Source organism: Streptomyces sp. NRRL B-1347 (assembly GCF_000720325.1).
GTDB lineage: Bacteria > Actinomycetota > Actinomycetes > Streptomycetales > Streptomycetaceae > Streptomyces.
In genome coordinates this window covers 1-12,430 of record NZ_JOJM01000038.1, presented here as the reverse complement: position 1 = coordinate 12,430, position 12,430 = coordinate 1, and the positions used below count along the sequence as shown (strand labels likewise).

At 72.4% G+C, this 12,430-nt stretch carries 11 protein-coding genes; 10 read left to right on the top strand and 1 reads right to left on the bottom strand.

Features of this window, described 5'->3' with window-relative positions:
- Positions 1-43: 43 nt before the first annotated feature.
- The 10 genes from IG74_RS0128025 (at position 44) to IG74_RS0127980 (ending at position 10,555) form a co-directional block, all read left to right on the top strand.
- Entirely contained in the window at positions 44-1,411 is a 1,368-nt protein-coding gene (locus IG74_RS0128025) for an aldehyde dehydrogenase family protein (protein WP_030683008.1), read from the top strand.
- Between the two features lie 95 nt (positions 1,412-1,506).
- On the top strand, positions 1,507-2,832 hold the full coding sequence (locus IG74_RS0128020; protein WP_037826154.1) for a phenylacetate--CoA ligase family protein: 1,326 nt from the start codon (positions 1,507-1,509) through the stop codon (positions 2,830-2,832).
- Complete coding sequence (locus tag IG74_RS0128015) at positions 2,829-4,553, top strand: prenyltransferase/squalene oxidase repeat-containing protein (RefSeq protein WP_030683006.1); 1,725 nt, start codon at positions 2,829-2,831, stop codon at positions 4,551-4,553. Before IG74_RS0128020 ends, IG74_RS0128015 begins: the two co-directional genes overlap by 4 nt.
- 28 nt (positions 4,554-4,581) lie before the next feature.
- Positions 4,582-5,013, top strand: coding sequence for a hypothetical protein (locus IG74_RS46345; RefSeq protein ID WP_158857804.1), 432 nt, complete (start codon positions 4,582-4,584; stop codon positions 5,011-5,013).
- Positions 5,000-5,284: an acyl carrier protein gene (locus IG74_RS0128005; protein WP_030683001.1), complete on the top strand. Its 285-nt coding sequence runs from the start codon at positions 5,000-5,002 to the stop codon at positions 5,282-5,284. Before IG74_RS46345 ends, IG74_RS0128005 begins: the two co-directional genes overlap by 14 nt.
- Positions 5,281-6,312: an AMP-binding protein gene (locus IG74_RS0128000; protein ID WP_051855544.1), complete on the top strand. Its 1,032-nt coding sequence runs from the start codon at positions 5,281-5,283 to the stop codon at positions 6,310-6,312. Before IG74_RS0128005 ends, IG74_RS0128000 begins: the two co-directional genes overlap by 4 nt.
- 45 nt (positions 6,313-6,357) lie before the next feature.
- Positions 6,358-7,209, top strand: a complete 852-nt coding sequence (locus IG74_RS46340; protein WP_030682997.1) for an SDR family NAD(P)-dependent oxidoreductase — start codon at positions 6,358-6,360, stop codon at positions 7,207-7,209.
- A gap of 46 nt (positions 7,210-7,255) precedes the next feature.
- Complete coding sequence (locus IG74_RS0127990; protein ID WP_030682994.1) at positions 7,256-8,308, top strand: AMP-binding protein; 1,053 nt, start codon at positions 7,256-7,258, stop codon at positions 8,306-8,308.
- Positions 8,309-8,311: 3 nt separating this feature from the next.
- Positions 8,312-9,982, top strand: a complete 1,671-nt coding sequence (locus IG74_RS0127985) for an aromatic amino acid ammonia-lyase (protein WP_063761298.1) — start codon at positions 8,312-8,314, stop codon at positions 9,980-9,982.
- Positions 9,983-10,081: 99 nt separating this feature from the next.
- Positions 10,082-10,555, top strand: a complete 474-nt coding sequence (locus IG74_RS0127980; RefSeq protein ID WP_030682988.1) for an allene oxide cyclase barrel-like domain-containing protein — start codon at positions 10,082-10,084, stop codon at positions 10,553-10,555.
- A gap of 49 nt (positions 10,556-10,604) precedes the next feature.
- Here IG74_RS0127980 and IG74_RS0127975 read toward each other — a convergent pair whose 3' ends face one another.
- Entirely contained in the window at positions 10,605-12,101 is a 1,497-nt protein-coding gene (locus IG74_RS0127975) for an alpha/beta fold hydrolase (protein WP_030682985.1), read from the bottom strand.
- Positions 12,102-12,430 lie beyond the last annotated feature (329 nt).

The following is a 12,430-nucleotide window of genomic DNA, read 5'->3' as shown; positions in this document are numbered from 1 at the left end:
ACCGTACGCCCCGCGACTCGCCGGAAGGAACAGGAGAGCGAGCATGCTGGACATTCCCGCGCTGGGCCCGACCGGGCCCTACCGGACGCGGAACCGCACCACCGTGCCGGACGCTTCGGGCAACCCGGCCCTCGAACTGGCATCAGTGCCCGGCCTGGTCGTCTCCCACTGGATCGACCAGCTGCGTGACCACCCGCCCCTGTCCGTCGGTGAGACGGCGGAGGTGCTCAGGAAAGCGGCCGACGTCTTCGAAGGCCAGGAGGTCCTGGGCGACGGCCTGGACGCCCACGAGCGGCGGACGGCGACGCTGACGGGCACGCCCCTCGCGGTCGTGCGCGAGTGCGACCGGCTCATCACGCGGACCCTGCGCGACGTGGGACGGCCCCCGTCGGCGGCACGGCCCACGGGCTGCGCCCCGCTCGGCACCGCCGTGCCCGGCGCACCCCCGGCAGGCGCCGCGTGGCGCCGCACCGGGGACGTCTTCGCCGTGCACGCGGCGGGCAACAGCCCGGGGGTGCACGCCATGTGGCTGGAGGCCCTCGCGCTCGGCTACCGGGTCGTCGTGCGCCCCTCCACCCGGGACCCGCTCACCCCCTTCCGGCTCGTCAGCGCGCTGCGGCAGGCGGGAGTGCCGTCGACGCAGCTGGTCGTGGCGCCCTGCGACCACGCGACGGCGGACCTGATCATCGAGCGCTCGGACCGCGCCCTGGTGTACGGCGGCCAGGACGTCGTCGACAAGTACCGCAACCGCGCCGACGTCCGGCTCCAGGGCCCGGGCCGCTCGAAGCTGGTCGTGGCCGCCGACGCCGACCGGGCCGCCGGGCTCGGCCTCGCGCGGACCGGTGCGCTCTACCATGCGGGAACCGCGTGCACCGCGACCACCGGCGTCCTCGTCGAACAGCACCCGACGGACTTCGCCGGGGAACTGGCCGCCGCACTGCGCCAGGTGACACCGGCCCGGCCCCTGGACGACACGGCCCTCCTGCCCTGCCTGCCGGAGGCCGGCGCGGAACGCCTCGCGGCGGCGGTCCTGAACCGGGCCAAGGACGCGGTCGTGCACCTGGCCCCGCGCGTCGAACGGCTCGGCGGCGAGGGCTCCCTGGCGACCGTGACGCCCGCGGTCGTGGAGCTGGAGTCCGCGAGGAACCCGCTGCTCTCGTACGAGGTGCCCTTCCCGTGCGTGTGGGTCGCCCCCTTCGAGCGGGGTGCCGTGGACGTCCTCGACGACTCCTTGGTCCTCTCGCTGCACACCGACGACATGGAGCTCGTCGCCGAGGCCGCTGAGCTCACGGCGGTCTCCAACGTGTACCGCGGCAAGCCGACCTCCTGGCTCCACCCGGACGTACCGCACGACGGGTTCCTCGGCGAGTTCCTGATGCGGGCCAAGGGGCTGGCCCACGGCGACGGGTGAGCAGCCGGACCGCACGCAGCACGAGGGATCCGCACGCAACGCAAGGGACCCGCACGCACCACAAGGGACCCGCACTCAACGCGAAGGAGTGGCAAGTGAAGATCAACTCCAGGAGTGACCTCGACTTCATGGAGCGGATACAGCAGGAAGTGACCGCCCACCGCGGCGCGTCCCGCTCCGACGAGACGTACTACGCGGCCAAGCTGGCCGAGGTCTGGCACCGCGCGGAGCAGACGCCCGCCTACGCCTCGCTCGGCACGTTCTCGCCGCGGGCGCTCCTCGACCTGCGCGCGACGTCCAAGGACGACCTCAAGGCCCGGCCCCTCGACTTCCTGCGGGTACCAGTCGACGCGGGCCTGAAGTACTACCAGACCACCGGGACGACGGGCCTCCCCACGCCCACCCCGCGCACGGCCCAGGACATGATCGCCAACACCGTGTCCGTCGCCGAGGCCTGGCGCCCGCTGCTGGCGGACGGCGGACACCGCGCGCTGATCCTGCTGCCCTCGGACATCGTGCCGGTGGCCGACCTGATGGTCGGCGTCTGCGAGTTCCTCGGCGTACCCCATGTCAAGGCCTACCCGTACACCACCGGGATCTCCGACTGGGACCGCATCATCGGCCTGTGGGAGGTGTTCCGGCCCACCGTCCTGTTCGTCGCGCCCGGAGTGCTCCTGGAGTTCTCCCAGGTCATCAAGAGGCGCGGCCTCCTGGACCGGCTGCGCCCCTCCGTCGAACTCCTCATGCTGCTCGGCGAGGTGAGCACCCCCGAGCTGCGCGCCATGGCCGGGCAGTGGTGGAACGCGCGCGCCTACGACGCCAGTTACGGCAGCACGGAGAGCGGCACCCTGGCCGCCTGCTGCGCGCAGGACCGGCTGCACTTGCTGCGCGGAGCCAACTACTTCGAGATCGCCGACGGCGACGGCATCGTGCCCGCGGACCCGGGGCGCGAGGGCAGGCTCGTCGTCACCCCGCTCAACAACGACGCCCGCCCCCTCCTCCGCCTCGACATGGGCGACGAGGTGTCCCTGACCGACGGCTGCCCCTGCGGCGCCACCGCCCCCGTGGTGACGGTCCACGGCCGGGGGAGCGACGGCACCGAGATCAAGGGCAGCCGCGTGCGCACCCGCGACCTCGAAGGCATCGTCTACGCGAACAGCGACGTCATGGGCTATCTCATCGAGGTCGACCAGGACGGCACCTGGGCCAGACTGCTCCTCGAACGGGACCCGGGCACCGACCGGGAGGCCGAGCCCGCGAAGAACGCCCTCGTGCAGCGGCACACGGACGAACGCCTCGGCTTCCGCTGGGACGAGGTCCGGTTCGTCAACCGACTGCCGGTGACGACGAAGAGCGGCGGCTCCCAGAAGAGCTGGAAGCGCTCCAACTTCCGCGTCGTCGACGAGGTGGTGCCCGCATGACGTACGACGTGCTGCGGACCTCCTCGGGCGTCGTCTCCGGGGAGTCCGACCTGTGGTGCACCTACGCGGCCGTGCGGACCCTCACCTGGCTCGGCCGCACCGGTGACCTGCCTTCCCCCGAGAGCGTCGGCGGCTTCCTCGCCTCCCGGCAGAACTCCGACGGCGGTTACGCGTGGTCGGCGGGCATGAGCTCCGACGCCTGGGCCACGTACTACTGCACGCAGGCGATGGCCGACCTGCCGGACGGCGGCCGCGGCACCGTCGGCAGGCCGAGTTCCGCATGGGTGTGGAGCGCCGCGCACGAGGACGGCGGGTTCGCGATGACGCCCGGCCAGGCGTCGGACGTGTGGGCCACCTACTACGCCGTGCGCACCCTGGTGGAGGTCTGCGGCGAGCGGCCGCCGGAGGCCCTGTTCGACTGGCTGGCGGCGCTGCAGGCCAAGGACGGCGGACTGGCCTGGAGCCCGGCCCACGCCAAGGACGGCGCCTCCGACGTGCGGGCCTGCTACTACGCCCTCACCGCCTGGAGCACGGCCACCGGCGGTCAGGGACCGCTGCCGTGGGACCGCGAGCGGCTCACGGACTGGCTCAAGGACCGGCAGGGCACGGCGGGCGGATTCACCTTCCAGGAGGGCGACGGGACGGACTGTCTGTGGGCGACGTTCCGGGCCACCAGCGCCTTGCGGCGCCTGGACGAGTCCCCGCGGGACCCCGAGGGCTGCGTCGCCTGGATCCGGGACCGGCTGCGCCCGGACGGCTCGTTCACCCGGTGGACCGGCTACCCCGTGCCGGACGTGTGGGCCGCGTTCTGCGGGGTGGGCGCGCTGCGGGAGCTGGGCGCGAACCTGGAGGACATCGCCGACCGGGTGGTCGCGGCGGTGTTGTCCTTCCGGACCGAACAGGGCGGCTTCACCTACCGCACCCCCGGCCTCGCGTCGGACGTGCTCACCACCTCCGCCCACCTGCTGGCGGGCCATCTGACGGACACCGGGGAACGCGACGCCCTGCGGTGGATGGAGGGCTGCGTACTGCCGAACGAACACGGGATCATGTACATGCCCGGCCGGGGGAGTGAGGTGCGGTGCACGCTCTGGGCCCTGTCGGCAGGGGCCTTCCAGGACGACGGCCCGGCCCGCGCCGGGATCGCGGACTGGCTCGCCCGCTCCATCCAGAACCCCGACGGCGGGTTCGGCTACTGGGAGGGCCGCGCGTCGGACATGGTGTCGACGGGCGCGGCCGCGGAGATCCTCCACCGGACCGGCGCCAACCCCGCCGTCCTACGCGGAATCGCCGCGTACGTGGCCACCTGCGAGACGGCACCCGGCCAGTACGCCAACGTGCCCGGCGCCCGCCCCACGCTGCGCGCCACCCTCCAGGCGCTCCGGGCGCTGCACCGGACCGTCGGGGCCGACGGCACCCGCGTCGGCGACGCGCTCGCCCGGCACCGGGTCCGCGGCGGCGGATTCGCCAACGAGGGCCACCGGGTCCCCGACCTGCTGAGCACCTACGAAGCCGTGGTGGCGGCGGACACCTTCGGGCTCGCATGGGACCCCGGCCACCTCACGACGTTCCTGGCCAGCGTCCGCACGGCGGACGGCGGCTACGCCTGGACCCCCCTCATGGCCACCAGCGGCGGCCCGCTCGCCGACTGCCTGGGCCACCGCCTCGAACTGCGCCTGTCGCCCGGACAGCAGGCGCTGCCACCCCTGGCCCTCTCCTGAAAGGCACGGAGCCTTGCCGACCGTCGACGTGACCAGTACCCCGCTGACCCCCTCCGCGCGGCTCAAGGCCGCTCTCCGCCTCACCCGGTGGCTGGCCGCGCACGGCTCCGACCCCGCGCACGCCGTGGTGTCCTTCCGCGCCGCGGAGCCCATGACGTACTTCGCGCGCGGGATGCCACTGACGAAGTACGAGGACGGCACGGATGAGGACAGGCACGCCCGCTGGGCGTCCGTCGTGTGCCACATCCACCCCGACCGCGACCACACCTACCGTGCGGAGCTGGCCGAGGAGATCAGGCAGGCCCTCGGCGTCGCCGCGGACACCGCCCACCTGATGGTCCGGTTCGAAGCCACCCAGCCCGACCGGGTGTTCTACCTGGAGTCGGGGTCGATGACGAACGGCCGCCCGCTCCCGGCCGGCCACAGCGAAGAGAAAGGTTCCCGCCATGCACACAGCTGACCAGACCGAGATCGGTGAGATCGGCACCCGCGTCCTGGCCCTCCTGGAGAAGCGCTTCGGCGACGCCGCCCGCTCGCTGGCCCCGGACGCCGACCTGTCCGACGCGCTGCCGGGCTTCGACAGCCTGGCGGCCCTGGAGTACGTCACGGCCGTCGAGGGCGAGTTCGGCTTCGAGGTCGACTTCGTCGGCGACGACGTGCGCTACTGGTTCAGCACGCTCGTCCGGACCGCCGAGTACGTGCGCGAGCGCGTCGAGGACCAGGCGGCATGACGGAGACGGCGGCTCCCACGGCGCTGGCGGCACGAGCGGCGCGGGCCGTGGGCCGCGAGGAGATCCGCCTGGACACGTCGGGCAGCACGGGCGCCGCGCGTGGCTGGTTCCGCCTCCCGCACCAGATGGAGCGCGAGGTGGAGCTGATCGGCACGCACCTCGTCGGCCCGGTCGACCGCGTCGTCAGCTACGCCCCGCCGCAGCACCTGTTCGGCGCCCTGTTCGGACAGTGGCTGCCGCGCATGGCGAACGTGCGCGTCCAGCAGGCGTGGGCCGACCCGTTCGAGCCCCCGTCGGTCTGCCCCGGCGAACGGGTCCTGGTCGTCTGCGTCCCGATGGCCTGGGAGCTGCTGCGTCGAGCCTGGCCCGCGCTTGAGCGCGCCCGCTCGGTCGTCGCCCTGCACAGCTCCGCGGCCGCGCCGCCCGCCGCCCGTGAGCTCGTCCGCCGAGCGGCTCCGCTGCTGCGGGCCCACGAGATCCTGGGGTCGACCGAGACCGGGGGCATCGGCCACCGGCCACTGACCCCGGAGGGCGGCGGCGCCGACCCGTGGCGGGCCTTTCCCGACGTGACCTTCGTCCGCGCCGCCGACGCACCGGCCGGGCGGGCGCAGGAGCTGGTGGTCCGCGGCCCGCGCCTGGCCCGCCGGGAGAACGGGACGCGGCCGCCCGCCCAGTGGGCCACCGGCGACCTGGTGGAGTTCACCGGCCCTCGCACGTTCCGGCTCATCGGCCGCGGCAGCTCCCTGATCAAGGTGAACGGCGTCAAAGTCCATCTCGCCAGGGTCGACGAGCGGTTGAACGCCCGTCTCCCGCAGGCCGAATGCGTCACGCTGCCCCTGCCCGACGACTCGCTCGCCGGAGAGGGCTACGCGGTCTTCTGGTCAAGCCCGGGCGGGGGAGCGGGCGTCGCGGACATCAGGGCGGCGCTCCGGGACTTCCCGAGCCCGTCACGGATCGTCGAGGTGGCGCACGTACCGCGGACGCCCACCGGAAAGCCGGATCGAGGGGCGCTGCTGGCCACGCTCTGACCGCCTCCCCAGCCCCCCCGCGTAGCTCGTCGAAGGAATGTGACTGTGCCCAGGTTGATCGTGGTGACCGGTGCGAGCGCCGGCATCGGCAAGGCCACGGCGAAGCGGTTCGCCGAGACCGCTGAAAAGACAGGGACCGCTGAGAACACAGGGACCGTTGAAAAGACAGGGGCCGCCGAGAACGCCGAGACCCCAGAGAACAAGGTCAAGGTGCTGCTGATCGCCAGAGGCCGGGACCGCCTGGCGCGAGCGGCCGAGGAGATCGAGGCGAGCGTCCCCGGAGCCGACGTCGAACCACTCGCCCTCGACATGTCCGACCCCGCGTCGGCAGAGACCCTCCAGAACCACGTCAGGGCGACCGGGCTGCCCGTCGACAGCCTGCTGTGCTGCGCCGGTGCGGTCCCGCAGTCCGAGGACGGACCCGAAGGACCCGAAGGAAAGGACCTGCGGACGGTCCTGACGGAATGGCAGGAGGCGTACGAGGCGAACGTCCTGACCTCGGTCATCGCCGTGGAAGGCCTGCTTCCCCTCATGGCCGACGGCGGCAGCATCGTGCTCTACAGCTCCATCGCCGCCTACCGGGGATCGCGCGGGACGGGCGGGTACGGCGCCGCGAAGGCGGCCCTCCACGCGTACGTCCATGCCCTCGCGACACGTCTGGGCCCGCGCGGCATCAGCGTCAACGCCATCGCGCCGGGATACATCGCAGGCACCGACCTCTTCGGCGACGGCCTCTCCGCCGCGCGGGAGACCATGCTCGTCCGGCAGACCGCGCTGCGCCGCGCCGGAGATCCCGCCGAGGTCGCCGAGCTCGGCTTCTACCTCTGCTCACCGCCCGGTGGCTACGTCACCTCGCAGATCCTCCAGATCAACGGCGGCTCGTACCACGGCGTCTGAGGACGTCCACGGCTCCCCTCTGACCAAGAAAGCACGGTGACACGCGATGAACGCCCGCGAACAGGCCGACCTGCACGTCCGCGCCATGATGCGCTGGCACTTCGACCCGGCCACGGGCTCCCGGTACTGGCTGGACCGCCGCGACCAGCTGGGATTCGACCCCGTCGAGGACGTCCGGTGCGTCGACGACCTGCTCAGGTTCCCCAACCTGGTGGACGAACTCCGTGACGTGCCCGTCGAGGACCTGATCCCCCGCGGCCTGGACGCCGCGGAGAAGGTCTTCGCCGTGTACGAGAGCGGCGGCACCACCGGGGCCCCCAAGCGCTTCGTGATGTTCGAGAACTGGTTCGACCAGTACATGACGTGGGAGAACTCCCAGTACCCCGACGACGGCGAGGGGCACGCCCTGGCCGTCGCGCCCAGCGGCCCCCACATGCTCGGCGAGTACTCGAAGAGGATCGCGGAGGCCAGGGGAGGCATCCGGTTCTCCATCGACCTGGACCCGCGCTGGGTGAAGCGCCTCCTCGCGGCCGGTGACACCGCGGGCGCCGGAGCGTACGTCGACCACCTCGTCGACCAGGCCGAACTGGTCCTGCAGTCGCAGGACATCGCCTTCCTGATCACGACGCCGCCGCTGCTCGCCCGGCTCGCCGAACGGGCCTCGGCCCGCGCCCTGATCCAGGAGAAGGTGCGCCTGGTGATCTGGACGGGGGCCCACATGGACCCCGACACCCTGGACTACCTGGCCACGGAGCTCTTCCCCAAGACGCGGTTCCGGGGCTCGTACGGCAGCACATCCGTCCTCAGCGGCACGGTGCAGCGCCCCGACCCGGAGGGCACGGGAGACACGGTCTTCGACTCCTACGCCCCCTACGTCCTCTACCGCGTGGTCGACCCCTCGACCGGCCGGCCGGTCGAGTACGGGTCCGAGGGAGCCGTCGTCATGAACTACCTCACCAAGTACGGCCTCGTGCCCAACAGCCTCGAACGCGACCTGGCCACGCGGGTCCCCAGCCCCACCGGCGCCGGGGACTCCCTGCGGAACATCCATCCGGTCGCCGAGGTGGACGGCCAGAAGATGATCGAAGGCGTCTACTGACCCATGTCCGCCGCCTCGCACCTCGAACTCGACGGCACCGCCCTCTCACCCCGCGCGGTCGCCGCGGCCGCGCGCCGCGACGGCCGCGGCACCCGGGTGACGCTCACCCCCGCGGCCGTCAAGCAGATGCAGTCCTCCGTGGACCTCAAGGAGACGCTGCTGGCCCAGGAAGTCCCCATCTACGCCGTGACCACGGGCTTCGGAGACAGCTGCGTGCGGCAGATCTCGCCGGACAAGGCCCACGAACTCCAGCGGAACCTGGTGCTCTACCACCTCAACGGAGTGGGGCCCACCGCCGTGCCCGCGGTCGCCCGGGCGACGATGCTCATCCGGGCCAACGCCCTGGCCAAGGGGGTCTCGGCAATCAGGCCGCAGGCGGTCACGACCCTCCTGAAGTGCCTGAGCCGGGACGTCCTGCCGCTGATCCCCGAACGCGGCTCGGTCGGCGCGAGCGGTGATCTGGTGCCGCTGTGCTACCTCGCCGCGGCGCTGATCGGCGAAGGGCAGGTCCTGCACCGCGGCACCACGCGCCCTGCGCTCGACGCCCTGCGCGAGGAGGGCATCGAGCCGCTGCGACTCGCGCCCAAGGAGGGCATCGCGCTGATCAACGGCACCTCCTTCGCCGCCGGGTACGCGGTCCTCGCCGCCGCGGACGCCAGGGAACTCGCCTTCGTCGCCGAACTCGCCACCGCCATGACACTGGAGGCACTGCACGGCAACGCGTCCGCACTGCACCCCTTCGTCCACGAGAACAAGCCGCACCCGGGCCAGGTCAGCTCCGCCAGGTCCATCAGGGCCCTGCTCGCGGGCTCACGCCTCGCCACGTCCTTCGACGAGATCCTGGTGCGCCGCGAACGCCTTGGCGGGCGCGGCTACCTCCAGCTGAACGAGCGGATCCAGGACAAGTACTCGGTGCGCTGCGCCCCGCAGATCATCGGCATCGTCCGCGACACGCTCGACTGGACGGAGCGCTGGCTCGGCACCGAGATCAACTCCGCCACCGACAACCCCCTGTTCGACGTCGACGAGTCCGGGCTCCACCTCGGCGGAAACTTCTACGCCGGCCACGTCGGGCAGTCCATGGACAGCCTGAAGACCGCGGTGGCGGGCCTGGCCAATCTGCTCGACCGCCAGCTCGCGCTCGTCGTGGACGAGAAGTTCAACGAGGGCCTGCCGCCCAACCTGGTCGCCGCGCGCCGCCCGGACGACCCCGAGGCGGGGCTGCACCACGGCTTCAAGGGCATGCAGATCGCGGCCTCGGCCGTCACCGCCGAAGCCCTCAAACAGACGGGTCCTGTCTCGGTGTTCTCGCGCTCCACGGAGGCGCACAACCAGGACATCGTCAGCATGGGCACCATCTCGGCCCGTGACGCGCGCACCGTCAACGGCCTGGTGCGCGAGGTGGCGGCCATCCATCTGCTCGCCCTCGCCCAGGCCGTCGAACTGCGCGGCGTCGAGAAGGCCTCGCCCGCCGTCCGGGCGGTGCACGGGCTCATCAGGGAGCACAGCGCCTTCGTCACCCACGACCGCCGCCTGGACCAGGACATCGAGGCCGTGACCGGCCTGATCGAGACCGGAGCCCTGCGCCGCGCCACGGGCCTCGGGGACGAGGACTTCGCCGAGGGCCGAGAAATCGCCGACCTCGACGCGGCCATCACGACGGCGGGCGGATAACCGTCCGTACGACGGGGCGGTGAGTCGGCATCACGAGAGAGAGCGGCATCACAAGCGGCATCGCGGTGGGCGCGGTGCCTCGTCGAGGAGGTTGAACGCATGCAGAAGAAGAAGACGTACGCGGTGTTCGGTGTGGCCGCGAGCGGGCTGCTGGTCCTGGGGATGTCCACCGCCCTCACCGCTCCCGCGCAGGCCTCCACCAAGGAGGTCATCGAGCTGGCCGTGGGCAACAACGGAGTCGTGCACACCGATGTCGGCACCCCCGGCCTGAGCGTCGGCGACGAGTTCGTCTACGCGGACAAGCTGTCCCAGGGCGGACGGCAGATCGGCAAGGACGGCAGCTCCTGCCAGGTGACCGAGCTGAAGGGCTCGAAGATCACCACCAACTGCGTGCTCTCGGTGCAGCTGCCGAAGGGGCAGATCACCGCCCAGTCCCTGTGGGTGAAGGGCAGCGACACGGTACGCATGGCCATCACCGGGGGCACCGGCGCCTACCGCGGCGCCACCGGCGAGCTGACGTGCAACGACATCCAGACGCCCAAGGAGACGTACCGCATCACGTTGGACAGGTGAGCAGCCGTCGCCGCGCGGCCCGGCGCACCGCGCCCCGGGCCGCGCGACGTCACCCCTTCATGGGAGCGGGGCATCTGGTGCCCCGGGGCGGGACCGCCAGGTCGGTGAGGTAGGTGTCCACGGTGTCCTCCATGCACGGGCCGCTGGTGACGCTGCCGTGGCCCTCGTAGGTGAGGAGCACGCCACTGCGGCCGAGCTGCCGGGCCACGGAGACCGCCCACGGGTAGCCGGTGGCGGGGTCGTGCAGCGCGTTGGACACCAGGACCGGCGGCGCACCGTGCGCGTCCAGGCGGTGCTGCGGGTTGGCGGTCGGCGCGCCCAGACACGCCGCCACCACGTGGATCGGCAGCAGGTGAGGCAGGTCGGGCGCGGTCTTGTTCATCATGGCGACGAGCGAGGCGTACTCCCGGTAGTCGCGTACGGGCAGCTGCCAGTCGGAGCAGAAGACCGGGGTGGCCGGAGGCAGCGGCGCTATCGAGGTGGGCGACGCGGGCAGCGGCTTGCCGGCGTCCATGCCCGCGACCGCCGTGGCCAGGCCCGCGTGGTCGGCCCGGTAGAACTTCCGGAACGCGATCTTGTTGACCAGGTCCGAGGACGACAGCGAGGTGCCGGGCTTCGCCGGGTCCTCCAGCTCGCCGCGCCCGGCGCGGGCCAACAGGCCCTGCCAGACGGCGCGGACGTCGCGGCCGTGCAGCGCGCAGTCCGTAGCCCCCTCGCACCACTTCACGAACTCCTGGAAGGAGTCCTCCGCCGCGGCCGCCTCGGCCCGCAGGAAGGCCCGGGCGGTCGGGACGCTGTGGTCCAGGACGCTCTCCAGGACCATCGCGCGCACGCGGCGCGGGTAGGTCTCCGCGTACTGCGCGCCGAGCAGCGTGCCGTACGAGCTGCCGTGGAAGGTCAGTTTCCGCTCGCCGAGGGCCGTCCGGAGGGCGTCCAGGTCCCGGACCGTCTGGGCGGTGTCAAGGTGGTCGAACACCGGGCCGGTACGGGCCCGGCAGTCGGCACGGAGCCGCCTGTTGTACGCCATGGTGGCGTCGAAGTCCGCCTGGCTCTTGAGCTCTGGTGACGGCCGCTCGGCGAGCAGGTCGCCGGAGCAGGCCACCGGGTTGCTGCCGCCCACGCCGCGCGGGTCGAAGCTGACGATGTCGAACCTGCGGCGGACCTCGGGGCTGAACCGGCTGACGCCGCGCACCACCCTCTCCACACCCGAGTCGCCCGGCCCGCCGGGGCCGAACACCATCGAGCCGACGCGTGCACCCGGGTCGGTGGCCGCGCGGCGGGCCACGGCCAGGTCCAGTCTCGGCCCGTCCGGCTGGGCCCAGTCGACCGGCACGGAAAGCGTGGCGCATTCGGCTCCAGGCTGAGCCGGGTCGTCACACGGCGTCCACCGCAGGGCCCCGGCGGCAGTCGGCGAGGCCTGGACCGCAGGAGCGGCGGCGAGGCCGGTGATGACGGCCGTGGCGGCTCCCAGCACCATGGCCGTGCCCCGCGCCGTGATGCCCCGTGCTGCGATGCGCCGCAGTGCGGATCTGCCCCTTGACGGCATGGATCCTCCTCGTGAAGACAGCGGTTGTGGCAGGCGTGCGGGCCCGGCCGGGGCACTGTCGTCACGTTAGGCGCACTGTTGCCCGTGTGGTGACCCAGTCAGGGGCTTTTCCGGGTCGAGTCGGGGACGACTCAGGGGTGCTCGGGGCGCGACATGCGTCCTGGTCCAGAGAAGGCGCGTGGCGTCACGGGGTCTTCGACCGCGTGGCGCCACGGGGGGTCTTCGAGTGCGGCGCCTTCTGCTGCCGGGTGGTTCACCGGATCTGGAGGTGGTCGAGGTAGGAGGTGACGTTGCGCCGGGTCTCCGGCACGCTGTCACCGCCGAACTTC